The organism is Bacillus sp. FSL W8-0640, assembly GCF_038007725.1.
Classification (GTDB): Bacteria; Bacillota; Bacilli; order Bacillales; family Bacillaceae_G; genus Bacillus_A; species Bacillus_A cereus.
The window spans coordinates 2,020,125-2,036,027 of the sequence record NZ_JBBOXT010000001.1 but is presented as its reverse complement, the minus strand read 5'-3'; the positions used below and the strand labels follow the sequence as shown (position 1 = coordinate 2,036,027).

Below are 15,903 nucleotides of genomic sequence, written 5' to 3'. Positions count from 1 at the left end.
ATATTTCCCTGCTTCTATCAAATTTTTCTTTATGATCATCACCCCTTTTTTTACTGAATATTATAACATTTAATATTAAATAATCCCTATTACATTTAAGAAGACTATAATTATTGCAAGTGGTGCTACAAATCGAAGTAAAAATGCCCAATAAGTAAATACTTTCTTTCCATAATTTCCACCTACAAAAAACTCTGCTTCTAGTACCTTCTTCTCCATTTTGAATGAAACGAAAATACTAATAAATAGTGCTCCAAGTGGCATTAATATATTACTAGATAAGAAGTCTACTGCATCAAAAATATTCTTTCCGAAAATCGTAATATCACTCCATACTCCAAATGATAACGCTGATGGTATACCTACCAAGAAAATGCCGAAACCGATCAGCCATGATAATTTCGTTCTCTTTTCTTGTTCACCATTTGCTAATGCTGAAACAACAGTTTCTAGTAGAGAAAATGCTGATGTTAATGTCGCAAATGTAAATAGTGCAAGAAATACTGTTAAGAAAAATCCACCGAATGGGATTTGACTAAATACAGATGGTAATACGATAAATAGTAATCCAGGTCCTTCTGTTGGCTCCATTCCTAATGAAAATACGGCTGGAAAAATAGCAAGACCTGCAAATAATGAAACAAATAAATTTAATCCAACAATTGTTATTGCTGATTTTGGTAAACTTTCTTTTTTATTTAAATAGGAACTATACGTAACCATAATTGAAATCCCGATACTAATTGCAAAGAATGATTGCCCCATTGCGAACAAAATACTTTCCGAAGTAATCTTTGAGAAATCTGGTTGTAAGAAAAACTTCACACCTTTCATTGCATCATCAAGTGTTAACGAACGAATAATAAGAGCGACAAATAAAACGAACAATGCTGGCAACATATATTTACTTGCTTTTTCAATTCCGTTTTGTACACCCTTTGATACAACCCATATCGTAATGAACATAAAAGCGAAATGTCCCATAATAGCCCAAGCAGGATTCCCAATTGTTTCAGTAAATAATGTACCGTAATTTTGTCCTGGAGTAATCAGTTGTCCAGTTATTCCTCTGAATAAATAAATTAATACCCATCCACCTACAACACTATAAAACGAAAGTAGTATAAAACAAGTTCCAACACCAAGGCGTCCAATCCAATGCCATCCTGTATTTGGTGCGATGCTTTTAAATGCTCCAACTGCTTGTTTCTGCGTACTGCGTCCAATCATAAATTCAGCTATAAGTAGCGGTAGTCCAATTAAAACAGTAAATAATATAAATATTAAAAAGAATGCTCCTCCCCCACTCTTCCCAGCGATATAAGGGAACTTCCATATCGCACCAAGTCCAATTGCTGATCCGGCTGCCGCCATTATAAAACCTAATTTTGAAGTCCATTGCTCCGTCTGTTTCATCTCATTTTCCTCCCAATTAAATCTTTTTATATAAATAAATAAATTTTATAAACCTATTCAAATAAACCCTCCATTTCTTCTTCCATATAATAAAAAAATGGCCTAGCATCTCTATATAAAGAGACGCTAAGCCATTTACTTAACGCGGTACCACCCTTATTGATTCCATTATGAATCCACCTTAGTAGTAATCGTTTGATTACAAACCTAATATCGAAGGTTAACCGTTAAGATTTACTAAGAATGTAATTCCGTTCCACCTTACTGCTCCTAGGCGAGTTCAGGATGTCATTTGACTATGTCACACCAACCCATAGCTCTCTGTACAAATACATGACCTTACTACTCCTATTCAACACATTTTAATATTTAGAATATATTTTCTTTTGAAATTAATATGAAGTATATCTGTTATATTTGTAACTGTCAAGGGTATATTGATTTTTTTGTCGAAATAGTTCATATTTCAACTGACTTTTACTAAGCTTATTAGAAAAAGAAAGAGTCTATATTTTCACCTTTTTAAACGAACTATAAAAAAAGAATCTTCGCGATAATCGCGAAGATTCTTTTTACGGTATGAGACGAGTACAATCTCTCGGAAAAGCACTCGCCTCTCGTACATTTGTTAATTCTAAAAGTTTATATACAACCCTTTCTAACCCAATTCCGAAACCTCCATGTGGTGGACAACCATATCGAAATGTATTTAAATAAGATTGAAATTTATCTGGGTGTAATCCTTTTTCTTTAAACGAAGCGAGTAACATTTCATAATTATGAATTCGCTGTGCCCCTGACGTTATTTCTAATCCTTTATATAATAAGTCGAATGAATCAGTAATAGCTGGATTCTCTTTATTCGGCATCGTATACATCGGTCTCGCTTTTTTCGGATAATGCGTAATAAAAACAAATTCACTATTATATATTTCCTTCACATATTTCCCTAGTAACTTTTCACCTTCTGTATCTAAATCCCCTACAGGAGATTCTTTACGATACTTACTTTTCAAAATTTCTTGTGCTTCTAACAATGTAATTTTAGGTATTTCAGTAATAACAGGTACTTCTATTTGTAATAGTTGTAGTTCTATTTCACATTTTTTCGCTACTTGTTGAAACATATATCGTAAAACATCCGTTTCTAGTTGCATCACTTCATAAAAATCATGAATAAAACCAAGCTCTACGTCTAACGATATATATTCATTCAAATGACGGGAAGAATTATGATGTTCCGCTCTATATACAGGTGCAATTTCAAAAACTCGTTCTAACCCACCTGCCACCATCATTTGCTTATAGAACTGTGGTGATTGTGCTAAATAAGCTTCTTTTTGGAAGTATGGAAGCTTAAAAACATTTGCTCCTCCTTCTGCCCCTTGCGAAACAATTTTCGGCGTAAAGATCCGTGTGAAATCGTTCTCTATAAGAAATTCACTAAAGCTCTGAACGAGTGTAGATTTCACTTTAAAAATCGCTGCGGTTCGCTCATGCCTTAATGATATTACTCGCTCATTAAGTAGTTGATCTAAGCCAACTTGTAACTTCTTTTTATTTATTTCAAATGGAAGTGGCTCTGCACCGTTTATTACTTTCACTTCATGAGCAAGTACTTCAACACCCAATTCTGTTTTCGATGTCTCGACTATTTCACCAATTACGTGGACGACACTTTCTACATCAACTTTATATCCAGCCAATTCATTTTCTAATACACATTGAATTACTCCTGTTCTGTCCCGTAATAATAAAAAACTAACATTTCCAAGATGTCGAATCTTTTTTACCCATCCTTGAAGTAATACAACCTTTCCACTTTGCTTTTTACATTCTTTTGTGAGTGAACGCTTCATTATTGAATCCATTATTTTTCCCTCCAGTAATTTTATATTTATTTACGTTATTGTTGTCATCGTCATCATCCACGGTCACTCACCCCCTTTCAAAGAATACAAAAATCCGCCCCTATAAATAGGGACGGATTTTTTTCCGCGGTACCACCCAAATTGTCATACTGACCATCTTAGCCCTGATAACGGTAGGTACCGTTTGCTTTTACTAATAATCACGTTCAAAGCAACACTCACAGGTGTCTTTCCATCATGCGGTATCGCAACCTTCCCAGCAACCGGCTGCTCTCTGTAGACCTTTGCACCATGTACTTTTCCTGATCATCACTTTTTATATTTACAGAGTATTCTAACTCCTTATCTTATAAAACGCAAGCTTTTTTTGAAACATTCTGGTTTTATAACTCCTAACTTCTTCTAAAGTGTGAAAAGTTAATTTTGTAATACATATTCTTATGTATTACATCCAAAATTACACCTTTAATATTTTCCAATTTTTACATAAAAACTAATTCATTTACGCATATTAATAAAAATTTTAAAGCGAGGTGTGTATATGCAAAAAGCAATTAGTTTCTTTCTCCTTTTGTTTTGCTTAATTGTAGTAAACGAAACGTATGCCTATTCACCAAAATCTTTACCAATCTCTCAAAACTCTGATCAATGGCAAGTGAATATTGATAAACCGAAAAAAACAAACAAGAATATGCTTCAAACTAAAAAAGATGAATTTCAAACATATCATTTTTCAGTAAAGAATGTCGGGAATAGTGAAGTATATAATGTAAACGTCGAAGTATTCCGCAACGAACCAAATAAGAAAACGAAATATGAACTCTTTTCCCTAAAGGAAAGTCGTTTGGCAAGTGGAAAAACTGGATTTGAACACGCTAATTTACCCGTTGCTACAAAAGCAGATGAAGTTGATGTTATTATTACATGGCAAGAACACCCATTCCGATCGATGCGAAATGGTCAAAAAGTTGAATCTAGAAAATTTAAAGAGCATTTTGTTTTTAAAGAAGCTAAAAAGTAAATGGGATACGGATATATTCACACTATCATTGATATAGCTTTATTTACTAGTACCAGTTCTTAAGCAAATTAAAAAGTCGTGGCTTATAAATGCCACGACTTTTTATATTAATTCGTACTAATGCCTCTCGCTGCCCAAATGCGATCGATATCAGCAGCATGTTGTCCGCCATATAAAAGAGCATCCGCTTGCTTAATCGCTTTCGCTCCATCACTGAATTTAGAGTTTGGTGTTAATGACCAGTGTGATTGTAAAATGATTTTTGTTGCTACATCACGGCCAAAAGCTTGTGCCATTTCGTATTGGCCTTGAGCCCAAATTTCACCATCATCATGCACTTCATTCGTTATATCTTTCGGATATACTTTATTCGTATCTAATCGGCGTAAGCATGTTGGATCTGAACTAGAATAAGCTGTCGCATCCCATTCTCCAACACATGCTTTACCATATCCAGTAGTCGATACTGCATCTTCATATGTAGCACCTAAGAAGTCGCCAAATCCTTCTCCCATCGCTCCACCTTCTGCTGAACTACCAAAGCCAGGAACTTGGTTATCTTGAATCGAATGCCCATACTCATGTGCGATAATACCAGCATCTTCTGCATCATCAACACCGCCAGTACCGAAAGTTAAAGCTTTTGTTGATGGAGAATAGAATGAGTTATCATCAGTTGTACCATTAACATTCACTTTTATCGAACGGTTATTAATATTTTTAAAACCTAGACTTTGAATGTAACGTTGCAATGTGTCGATATGATAGTACGACATAACATCTTCAAAGCTATCATTTGCGCGTGTATAGTTAAATTGTAAATTCGTAGATTTTGTTTTCGCTTTTGAAGAAATCGTTACATATTCTCCAATTAAAAATCCTGTTCCATCTAAACCTTTTAACGTAACAGTTTTCAGTTGGTTCGTTAGAGCTGTTGAATCTGCATCGTTATTATCTTTTAAGCCTACTTTACTACCGCTAGATACGACTGGGTTAGGTAAAAATACTTTTCCTGACCCTTCAGCTTTTCGGTTTATATCAACCTTTTTAATTAACTTTCCATTTTCTGCATCAATAAATGTTTCCCATGCACCAAATGGATTATTAGAATGGACTACAACTTTATATACTGGACGAGCAATTCCTTCTTCAACAATATATCCGAACTCTTTATCTGTAGGAGCCCATAAATTTTGCTCACTTGCTTCTCCAACATACGCCATTGATTTTTGTATTGCATCTTTTTCACTAATTTTTGTCGTTACTTCCTTCACACCTGTAACAGGCTGATAATCAGAAACAGCGAGTACTCCCTTTCCCTCTCCGTTAAGCGTAACTGTTATTTGTTTTGAAAATACAGGTGCACCATTAACAACTTGTTGGAACCTAACATATGAAGCTACTGATGTTTCTGTTGTAGAAATATATTGCAAGTCTGAAAGATCTGTTTTCAATCCATACTGCGCAGCATTTTCTTTTAAATATTCAGTTGCTTTTTTCTGTGGCGAATAAGCTTCTAACTTTACTTGCTGTTGTTTTTCCAATGCCGAAACCGTAGAAATCGTCCCCATTACTAACGGCACGGTCATTGCCATTGCCACCATTTTTTTATTAAACATAGAACCACTCCCCCTAATAAAGTAGCTCAACCTTATCCCATTACCACTAGGCAATCATTCCCCGCAAAACGGATGGATAAAAATTGAATCTACGAGTAATTCTCTATGAACACTTCTATTACCTTTCCATTTAGGGTAAGTGAAATTTTCTCAATATTTATGTGTAAAGTGAACACAATACTTTAGAAAGAAATTTCTAAATCCATTCCTTATCCCTAAAGCTTTTCATATTACTGTTTAAAAAAATAGACTATTTTTTACCTAACGGTAGGTTGAAAAAATCACTTGTAAGTGATACGATTTAAATAACCTTTTTTTAGGAGGATCTATATGAGTAAAAGTGAAGAAACACTCTCTTCAATAATGGAAGCAAGTTATCGCCTTTTTGCTACGTACGGTATTGTTAAAACAACTTATACGATGATTGGTGAGGAGGTTGGTATCGCAAAACCATCTATATATTACTACTTTAAGTCTAAAGATGCTTTAATTGAATGTATTTTTACTGAATTATGTAAAGCTATGCAGTTCTCTTCTTATTTCCATACAGAAGAGTTTACAAAATCAAATTTTATTGAAAAATGTATTGCAATTGGTCTTAAAATAATTGATGAACAGCGAAACGACCCTTATTTTAACCGAGTGTTACAAGAATATGTATTACTATCTTCAAGAAACAAGATGTACAAAGATCGATTACTAACTGTGCAAACAGAATACTTACATGGATTTGAAGTACTCCTTATAAAAGCAAATGAACTTCAATTAATTGAAAATAAAAATCTAGTTTCAAAAGCTCATATGTTAGCATTAGTGCTTGATAATATCGGAAATTTTATGATGATTGGTGCAAAGATAGATTATAAACAAATTTGGATTGAAGCTGTAAATAACATTTTTGAAAGAAGGGGTTGAAGTGAATACAAAAAAACGCATTATCGGCTTAGATTTTGCTAGAGCTTGGGCGATGTTTGGTATGCTACTTGTTAATTTCATGGTGATAACAGGTGCAGAAGGAAATGGTCCCCCTTTTTTAATAACCTTCATGTCACTATTTGAAGGTAGAGCCTCTGCTTTGTTTGTTATACTTGCTGGCATTGGTATAACTTTAATGACTAGGTCAGCCGTTGCTAGCAATGAACAAATAAAAATTTCTAATAGCCGAAAGACCATATGGAAACGATCACTTTTCTTATTTATTTTAGGATTACTACTATATGTAATGGAGTGGACTGGGGATATATTACACTACTATGGTGTTTACCTTTTCGTTGCTGCATTACTCATGACAGTACGCAAAAAACTATTACTTTTTCTTTCTATCATTATTTTATTGTTCGCACAATCTCTTCAGCTTACTTTCAATACTTTCGAGGGTTGGGTAGGTCCAACTCCATTTATAAATTATGTAGACTTCTGGACAATAAAGGGTTTTCTTCGCAACTTATTCTTTAATGGCTATCACCCTATTTTCCCTTGGTTCTCGTTCTTCTTAATCGGTATGTTAATTGGCAGGTTAGATCTTCATAATAAAAAAATAAAAAAAAGATTACTCTTACTCGGTATTACAATCACAATATTGACAGAACTTTTATCAAAAGGACTTACACACTTTTTTATTCCATACATCGGCAGAGAGACCGCCACATTTTTATTTAATACAGGACCCATCTTACCAAATGTATTATATATTTTATCTGCTACAGGATCCTCTATTGCTATATTAATCATTTGCCTCTATATCGCTGAAAAATATAGAAATAATTGGTTTGTCACTTCCATTGTGCAAACAGGACAATTAACATTAACTCATTATGTCAGTCATGTATTTATCGGTATTGGGACATTAATTCTATTAAATAGAATGGAAAATCAATCACTACTATTCGTTTTATTATTTGCTACTGCATTTTTCATTTTCAGCATTTTAATTAGTGTGTTATGGAGAAAGAAATTTTCTAGAGGTCCTATCGAATGGATTATGAGGAAATTAGCCGGATAAATTTCCATCATACAAAAAGGAAGTTGGAATCATTCCAACTTCCTTTTTTCTTTAATTAGCTGCACTTAATTTAATTCTAAGTTTTGTTTCACCCAAAGAAAGTTCATCGTCTTCGTTCGTTAAGTGACCAAATGTAAATTGTTTAACGAGTAAGTTTTCTTCCAATAAATCTTTATGGTTCGTTAACGTTCGCTGTAGCTCTACTTCTGTATCAAGAATAACATCGACTCGTAAATTAACTGGTAAATTCAACTGTTTACGATATTCTTGAACCGCACGAATGAATTCACGCGCTACTCCTTCTTGCAACAATTCTTCCGTTACATTCGTATCTAACATAACTGTATATTGTCCGTTAGTCGTATTAGAGAATCCTGATTTTGCAACTTTCTCAACTAACACATCTTCAGCAGTTACAACTACTTCTTCTCCTGGTGTTGCTTCGTAAACTGCTCTTCCTGTTGATACAAAGTTTTGCACTTCTTCTTGTGATAATTGTTTTAGCCAACCATTCACTGCATTCACATTTTTACCGAACTTCGGCCCCGCTGTTTTAAAATTAAGCTTCAATTGATATGATGTGTATTTTGTTTCATCGAGTTCAACATGGAACGCTTTTACATTTAACTCATCCATAACGATATCACGATAAGATTCCCAATCCATATCATTCTCGTTATGCTCAAGTAATACAAGTTCTGCTAGCGGCTGTTTTACTTTTAAAGAATGCTGATTACGGTTACTTCTTCCAAGTTCAACAACTTGTAAAACAGCATCCATTTCCGCTTCTAATTTCGGCTGAAGTAGTGATTCATTTACAACTGGATAATCGGCTAAATGAACGCTGCTTCCTTCTAAATTCAGATGAATGTCTTCCGCGACAAATGGTGTAAATGGTGCAATTAATTTACTAATTGTTACAAGTACTTCATGAAGTGTCTCATACGCAGCTGCTTTCTCAGCGTTCATACCAGATTCCCAGAAACGATTACGTGAGCGTCTTACATACCAGTTACTCACTTCATCTACAAGTGCTGCAATTTCACGAGCTGCATTCGTAAATTGATAATCATCAAGTGCCGTTCTCACTTTTTTCGTTGTACTATGCAATCTTGATAATACCCATTCGTCTAATTTCGTAAGCTTTACATCATACGTTTCTTTCGGATTATACTCATCTAAATTTGCATATAAAACGTAGAAGCTATACACATTGACTAATGTATCTACAAATTTAGATTTCGCTTCCAGTACTGTTCTTTCAGAAAAACGCTTCGCATTCCACGGGGCACTATCAACAAGTAAAGCCCATCTTAGCGCATCTGCACCAAATTTATCTACTAAATCAACTGGGTCTAGTGCATTTCCTTTGCTTTTAGACATTTTCTGCCCTTCTTCATCTAAAACATGCCCTAGTGATAACACTCGTTTATACGGTACTTTTCCTGTATATAGTGCTGATACTGCTAATAAACTATAAAACCAGCCGCGTGTTTGATCAATTCCTTCTGCAATAACATCCGCTGGAAACTGCTCTTCAAATAACTCTTTATTTTCAAATGGGTAATGATATTGTGCAAATGGCATAGAACCACTATCAAACCAAACATCAATTACTTCTGGTGTACGATTCATTGTTCCTCCGCATTTCTCGCAGCACACTTGCACTTCATCTACATACGGCTTATGCAATTCCAAATCTTCCGGTGTTTCTTTCGTACTATGCTTTCTTAATTCGGCAATGCTCTTCGGTGCGAACTGATGATTACAACTTTCACATTCCCACACGTTTAATGGTGTTCCCCAATATCTATTTCGGCTAATATTCCAGTCCACCATATTTTCTAAAAACTTACCAAAACGTCCATGTTTCATATGATCCGGATACCAAGTAACAGAATCATTATTTTGTAAAAATGTATCTTTAATTGCAGTTGTTCGGATTAACCAACTTTCTCCTGCATAATAAAGTAGTGGTGAATCACAACGCCAGCAATGCGGATAGCTATGTTCATATTTTTCTTTATGATACAGTAAACCTTCCTTCGCTAAATAACGAACGATATCCACGTCACAATCTTTTACAAATCTCCCTTTCAAAAATGGTACCGCTTCTGTATACTCACCTTTTTCATCTACAACGTGCAAGAATGACAATCCTTCACTTTGAACGACTCTATAATCGTCCTCTCCATATGCTGGAGCAATATGAACAAGTCCTGTACCACTATCTCCCGTTACAAAATCTGCTGCAATAACGCGGTAACCATTTGTAACTTCTTTCATCGGAAATGGCGCTGTATAAGATGTGTTTAATAATTCTTCGCCTTTATGAACAGATAATACTTCATAGTTCTCTTTTAATACTTCTTGTACACGTTCTTTCGCAACAATGTATACATGACTTTCTTGTTTTGCTTTAACGTATTCCATATTTGGATGGACAGCAAGCGCAACGTTTGCTGGAAGTGTCCAAGGTGTTGTGGTCCAACCTAAGAAATACTCATTTTCACTATCTTTCACTTTAAACTTCACAGTTGCACTTAAATCTTTTACTGTTTTATACCCTTGTGCAACCTCATGTGAGCTCAATGAGGTTTGGCAGCTTGGGCAGTATGGTGAAACTCTATGTCCTTTATATAACAATCCTTTTTCATGGATTGTCCCCAAAATATGCCATACACTTTCGATATATGGATTCTTTAAAGTTACATATGGATCATCCATATCTACCCAATAACCAATACTTTCAGTGAATTCACGCCACTGCTTCTCATATGTGAAAACACTCTCTTTACACTTTTGAATAAATGGTTCAATGCCATATTCTTCGATCTCATGTTTACCAGAAATACCAAGTTGCTTCTCAACGCCTAATTCTACAGGTAAACCATGTGTATCCCATCCCGCTTTTCTTAACACTTTATAACCAGCCATCGTTTTATATCTTGCTACTAAGTCTTTAATTGTTCGTCCAAGTGCATGACCTACATGCGGTAGTCCGTTCGCCGTTGGTGGTCCTTCATAAAATACGAAAGACTGTGCGCCTTCTCGATTCTGAATTGATTGTTCGAAAATATTTTGTTCGTTCCACTGTTTGCGAATTCGCATTTCTCTTCCTACAGCTGATTCTTTTACATCTACTTTTTCCATATACAATCACTCCTTTGAATATTTTAAAGCACACAAAAAACCCGTCCCTATAAAGTAGGGACGGGTTTACCCGCGATACCACCCTAATTCTATTAGCTTTTTCACTAATAGCACTTAGCAACGTACTATCATACGTGTTCTTTGTAACGGTAGACATCCGTCCGGGCTTACTTACTTTCAGCCTCAGCTCCTCGGAGATGATTTTCAAATAACGTCTGCACACCGGCTTTCAGCAATATACCGGCTCTCTGGAGAACAGCTCACTATTTTACTCTTTCTCGTCTTCAGATTTGTATACTTTGTTAAAAGTTATTTTATGCCATTTAGCAACTAATTGTCAACTAATTCAAAATATATCCTTATCTTTTTCCCCTATTCTTATACAATTACTTTTCAAATTCTCGCAATGCTGCTAAATTTTCATCATCCTCAATAAGTTCAACAAAGAATCCCGAGTCATCCTCACGAAGGACAATTTCAAGCTCTTCCTTCGCCTCTTCATTTCTATTTAACTGTGCTAAATAACAAGCACGATCATATCTTGCTAACAAATCACTTGCATCCATTGTTAATACTTCATTTGTTATTTTTTCTGCCTTTAGTGTTTGGCCGGCACCATGATATGAAGACGCTAAAGAAAGAAGAATTACTGTTTCATTTGGATGATGTATAGAAGCATTTTCTAATACTTGAATTGCCTCTTCAAACCTTTCTTGACTTTGATATATTTCTCCTAAAGCAAGAAATGCTCTACTTACAAACGGTGTTTGCTCTGTTAATTGTAAGATAATCTTTTCTGCTTTTCTTTCTTCCCCTGCTTTAAAGAATACTTGTGCTTGCAGAAGAAGAGTATCATAATCATCTGGTAGTTCTCGAACCATTTGTTTCGTTAATTCCAAAGCATCTCTTAACATATCTTCTTCCTCGCACTCAACGAAAAGATTTACAAGTTGCTTCGCTACGTCATAATCCCATTTATTTTCTAGTGACGTGTGCAGAATCTCTATTGCTTCTTTATTCATCTCTACATTCTCATAAAATAGCGCAAATCGCTGTGCTGCCATACTATTTTTCGGATTTAACTTTAAAGAGATTTCATATAAATCAATTATCATAGTAACCATTGAAATTTCTTTCGCACGATTTTTCATACGATAAAAAGCTCTCGTAATGATAGATCGTTTCGGCTGTTCATGCAGCTGGCGTTCAATCCATATTTCCGTAACCGCAGCTGCAGCATACATGAATGCTGCACTTCTTTCTGCTTTTTTCACCTTTAATGTATGAAGAAAATCTCGTATGTTAGACAATTTTTTATGTTGCTCTACTGCTTTTACATAAACATCAAATATACGTTCATTATCAAAATCTTTTTGTATTACTTTCATTGCAACTTCAATTGCTTTTACATTTCTTTTTTTCACTAATACTTTTGCATAATGATATAGTACTTCTATATGCTCACCATCTAATTGTAGCGCGTATTCAATCTGTGCTTGTTCTTTATCTGTTTCATTCATCGCTCCGTACACATATGCAATCGCATCTAAACGCCATATTTCAGGTACTTCGTCCGCTAATTGTTCTAGTTCAATCAGCAATTCTTCCTGAAGGTTCATTTCTACTGAAAGCTGTGCCAAATATTCCATATTAATATGCAACGGCTCTTCTTTCATCGCCTGAACCATATGACTTTGTTCTTTAGAACGGTTTTCTTCTTTTTCGTATATTTCCGCAAGCTGTAAATGTACACCTACGAAATTCCCATCAAGCTCTAAACATGTTTCATACGCCTGCTTTGCTTCCGTCAATTGCCCTAATGCCATAAGTGTTTCGCCAATTCGGTAATACGGTAATGCCGTTTCCATTTGTTCTATCGCCTTATTATATCTTTTCATCGCTTGGCCGTACTGTCCAATAGATTCATACAAAATACCTGCATAACAACCGTACTCACTTACTTCATTTCTTTCTTTGTGTAACGTTCTTAAAAATGCTATACCTCGTTGTACAAATTCCGTTCCTTTAATTCGATTCACATATTCATCTAACGCACTTGCTACATTATAATCACTTTTCTTTATACCATTTTCTAACTTAGATAGCGCTACTTTAAATCCTTCTTCATTTCCACCAAGTTCAATTTCAGCATCCCATAAAACCATTCCTGCATTCATGAGGAAATCTTGGCTCTTTTCAATTTGCTTCTCAAGACCAAGAATATATTCTTTTGCTTCCTTATATTGTTCTCTTGCCATATAAACTTGTGTAAGTCCGAAGTGAGAATAAACATCCTCATCATTTTCTTCTAAAGCACGCTTATACAATACTTCTGCTTCTTCCAAGCTATCATTTTGAAAATGATAGTCACCTAATTTTACGTAAAGAGGTGCTTTATCATCACAATTCTCAATACCGTTTAATAAAATTTCTTTCGCACTTTCCTCATCCTTCAAATCAGATTCGTATATTTCCGAAAGTTTCGTATAAATGTAAGGTGCATTACTATCCAAATGAATCGCTACTTTAAGCCCTTTTATTGCTAAATATAATTTCCCTAGTTGATGTGCACATCTCGCTCGTTCATACCATACATGCGCTTCATATTTATACTCTTTTAACAAGTCATTAAAGATTTCATATGCTTCTTCATATCTTTCTAAATCTATTAATATTAAACCGTGATTTGTTAAAGTGAACCTTTCAGGACTACGCTCTAACGCAACTTGAGAGTATTGCAATGCTTTTTCAGATTGATCAATATACATATAGGATAAAGCGAGAAAACTCCAAGCAATAGGCTGATCTGCGTCTAATTGTAACGATGAACGAAAGCTTGAAATCGCTTCTAGATAACTTTCCTGTTCAAACGCATATCTTCCGTTTATTAAATGATATAAAGCACGATTATTTTTCTTCTCAACGCTTGTCAGCATTTGCTCCGCTTTCTCTACTTCCTGAAGACGAATAAAACACTGTGCACCATGCAATTTAACAAAGTCCGAGTTCGGAAACTTTTCCATTAACTTATCGATACAATATAAAATAAATTCTTTATCTACTTCAACATCTAAGTGCTTTATCGTATATAACCACGTATTTGGATTATCACTCGTTTCTTTTAAAAATTGTACTAAGTTACTAATTCCCTCTTTGTCATGTTCATCTAAATGATCCGTAAGAGAAAAAATAGATTTAAAATAACGATCTTCTTCTTCACTTAGAAACGCTAGTTGCTCCTTCTTTTCTTTCGGAACAAACGTGATTGCTAAACAGCCTGTATAACGATATTTTTCTTGTAATTTACTATATTCCACAAGAACTGGTTCTATAAAGTTTGGATCTTGAACATAGAAAGCTTGCAATGTATCATCATATCCAGATAGAACTTGTACGTGTGAAGCATGCTCAATATCTATACTTAATAAAACAGGAATTCCTTCGTCAATCAGTCTCTTATAATTCTCTTCATTCCCTTTAAAATAACGATATTCATAACCTAATTCTTCTAAATAAGAAACAGTATCTGAAAACTTCGAACCTGTCATATCAAAAATAAACTCTGCTATTTCATCTTGTGTACGTTTCTCTCCCCATATACGCAACATCATCTCTAAGCTTGTCGGAACACAATAATTATCCTTTTGTACAATAGGAACTATCGGCAAGTGAACCTTTTTTCCATCCGGATTTTTTTCTAAATTATGATATAAAGATTCTTTTAAACTCTTTTCTTCTTTTAATAGTTTTTGTAAATCTGCAAATTTATTCATTTTGTACAGCGCTTCTGCACGTAAATGTACAAAGTAAGTATTATAGGCATGATATGGCAGCTGAGTATTTATATTATCTATTACCGCTAACATCTCTTCATATTGCTCTAAATCTAATAAATACTTTATCTTCTCAAAATGAAAATATGGTACTTGTGGGAATTTTACAATCGCATCATCGATTAACTGTATCGCGCGTTTTTGTTCTCCTTTATTCGCATACAATTGTGATAATAAATAGGTAGATAACTCTTCACAATCTTCATGCTGCATGCCAGCAATAAATTGTTTTTCCGCTTTCTCCCATTCACCTGTATGCATATAAACGTAGCCCCATTTATCAAACACTGCGCGCGCACTGTACTCCTCTGCTTTTTGCATATACATTAACGCTTCTTCGTTTCGTTTCATTTCTAAAAGACATCGTACTAACGTAAAATATGTTTTCGCTAAAAAATCTGCATCTATTTCTTCTTTACTTAACTCTTCTAAAGAAGATTTTAACAACTGCTCTGCTTCAAGAATTTTCCGCTCATCAATTAACTCATCACAATATAAAGAGAGCGTTCTCATATTTGGGAATTTTTTATAAGCGTAACGAATGAGGAATGAACTGTATTGGTGCATAAGCCCTTCATCAGTAAGGCGAATTAATATATCGAACTCCTTATGCGAAGGAATATTGGCAAGCCAATTCTTCACATAGGATAAAGTATTCGTTTCTTTTATATATGCAATTTCATTATTTATTTCCTGTAATCCATCTACAAATCTCTTGTCTTTTAAACAAGTTTCTAACTGCTTAAAATCTAGCATGCATTCACCTCGAATTTATATTTAAACTGCTACTTGCTTAGATTTTACACACCATATAGTATGTATTCAACTAAAATCTCTTATAATAGATGTTATTAATTAATATTATTCAAATTTATAACAAAATATAGTAAAAATGATTGTTTTTCTCCGTATTTTGTTTAATTATATGGAATAACGTAACATGCGGTTTTAATCTTGTAGAAGCTGAAATTAGTACATAAAATTATAT

General features: G+C 34.4%; 8 protein-coding genes and 3 other annotated features. Of the genes, 3 read left to right on the top strand and 5 right to left on the bottom strand.

Translation table 11 applies throughout. The features are described from left to right. Nucleotides 1-75: 75 nt before the first annotated feature. Together N2V80_RS10620 and aspS are read right to left on the bottom strand one after the other, a co-directional pair. Nucleotides 76-1,416 carry a sodium-dependent transporter gene (locus N2V80_RS10620; protein WP_000814538.1) on the bottom strand — a complete coding sequence of 447 codons (1,341 nt, stop codon included), beginning with the start codon at nt 1,414-1,416 and terminating at the stop codon, nt 76-78. Between the two features lie 116 nt (nt 1,417-1,532). Beyond that, nucleotides 1,533-1,781, bottom strand: a binding site (T-box leader). Between the two features lie 207 nt (nt 1,782-1,988). Continuing rightward, nucleotides 1,989-3,287, bottom strand: a complete 1,299-nt coding sequence (gene aspS / locus N2V80_RS10615) for an aspartate--tRNA(Asn) ligase (protein WP_047386050.1) — start codon at nt 3,285-3,287, stop codon at nt 1,989-1,991. Between the two features lie 105 nt (nt 3,288-3,392). Beyond that, nucleotides 3,393-3,606: a binding site (T-box leader), on the bottom strand. A gap of 222 nt (nt 3,607-3,828) precedes the next feature. Between aspS and N2V80_RS10610 the strand changes: the two genes are divergently transcribed. Continuing rightward, complete coding sequence (locus N2V80_RS10610; protein WP_001167918.1) at nt 3,829-4,308, top strand: hypothetical protein; 480 nt, start codon at nt 3,829-3,831, stop codon at nt 4,306-4,308. Between the two features lie 107 nt (nt 4,309-4,415). Here the strand turns inward: N2V80_RS10610 and N2V80_RS10605 are convergent, their stop codons facing one another. Beyond that, a complete protein-coding gene (locus N2V80_RS10605) occupies nt 4,416-5,927 on the bottom strand; it encodes a M36 family metallopeptidase (RefSeq protein ID WP_000482274.1) in 1,512 nt (503 codons plus the stop codon). 330 nt (nt 5,928-6,257) lie between these two features. Here N2V80_RS10605 and N2V80_RS10600 point away from each other — a divergent pair, with 330 nt between their 5' ends. Beyond that, nucleotides 6,258-6,842, top strand: a complete 585-nt coding sequence (locus tag N2V80_RS10600) for a TetR/AcrR family transcriptional regulator (RefSeq protein ID WP_000045223.1) — start codon at nt 6,258-6,260, stop codon at nt 6,840-6,842. A gap of 1 nt (nt 6,843) precedes the next feature. Further along, nucleotides 6,844-7,929 carry a DUF418 domain-containing protein gene (locus N2V80_RS10595; protein ID WP_001093123.1) on the top strand — a complete coding sequence of 362 codons (1,086 nt, stop codon included), beginning with the start codon at nt 6,844-6,846 and terminating at the stop codon, nt 7,927-7,929. Between the two features lie 51 nt (nt 7,930-7,980). On the opposite strand, the gene ileS is transcribed toward N2V80_RS10595, so the two are convergent. Continuing rightward, the gene (gene ileS / locus N2V80_RS10590) at nt 7,981-11,082 is read right to left on the bottom strand and encodes an isoleucine--tRNA ligase (protein ID WP_000416540.1); all 3,102 of its coding nucleotides are present in this window, start codon (nt 11,080-11,082) and stop codon (nt 7,981-7,983) included. 53 nt (nt 11,083-11,135) lie between these two features. Next, nucleotides 11,136-11,376: a binding site (T-box leader), on the bottom strand. Between the two features lie 92 nt (nt 11,377-11,468). Beyond that, the gene (locus N2V80_RS10585; RefSeq protein ID WP_061655197.1) at nt 11,469-15,671 is read right to left on the bottom strand and encodes a bacteriocin-processing peptidase family protein; all 4,203 of its coding nucleotides are present in this window, start codon (nt 15,669-15,671) and stop codon (nt 11,469-11,471) included. Between the last annotated feature and the right edge of the window lie 232 nt (nt 15,672-15,903).

Bases quoted from the DNA above. Each gene is read 5' to 3' on its own strand.
- N2V80_RS10605 (WP_000482274.1), bottom strand. From the start codon at position 5,927: ATGTTTAATAAAAAAATGGTGGCAATGGCAATGACCGTGCCGTTAGTA.
- N2V80_RS10620 (WP_000814538.1), bottom strand. From the start codon at position 1,416: ATGAAACAGACGGAGCAATGGACTTCAAAATTAGGTTTTATAATGGCG.
- N2V80_RS10600 (WP_000045223.1), top strand. From the start codon at position 6,258: ATGAGTAAAAGTGAAGAAACACTCTCTTCAATAATGGAAGCAAGTTAT.
- ileS (WP_000416540.1), bottom strand. From the start codon at position 11,082: ATGGAAAAAGTAGATGTAAAAGAATCAGCTGTAGGAAGAGAAATGCGA.
- N2V80_RS10585 (WP_061655197.1), bottom strand. From the start codon at position 15,671: ATGCTAGATTTTAAGCAGTTAGAAACTTGTTTAAAAGACAAGAGATTT.
- aspS (WP_047386050.1), bottom strand. From the start codon at position 3,287: ATGGATTCAATAATGAAGCGTTCACTCACAAAAGAATGTAAAAAGCAA.
- N2V80_RS10610 (WP_001167918.1), top strand. From the start codon at position 3,829: ATGCAAAAAGCAATTAGTTTCTTTCTCCTTTTGTTTTGCTTAATTGTA.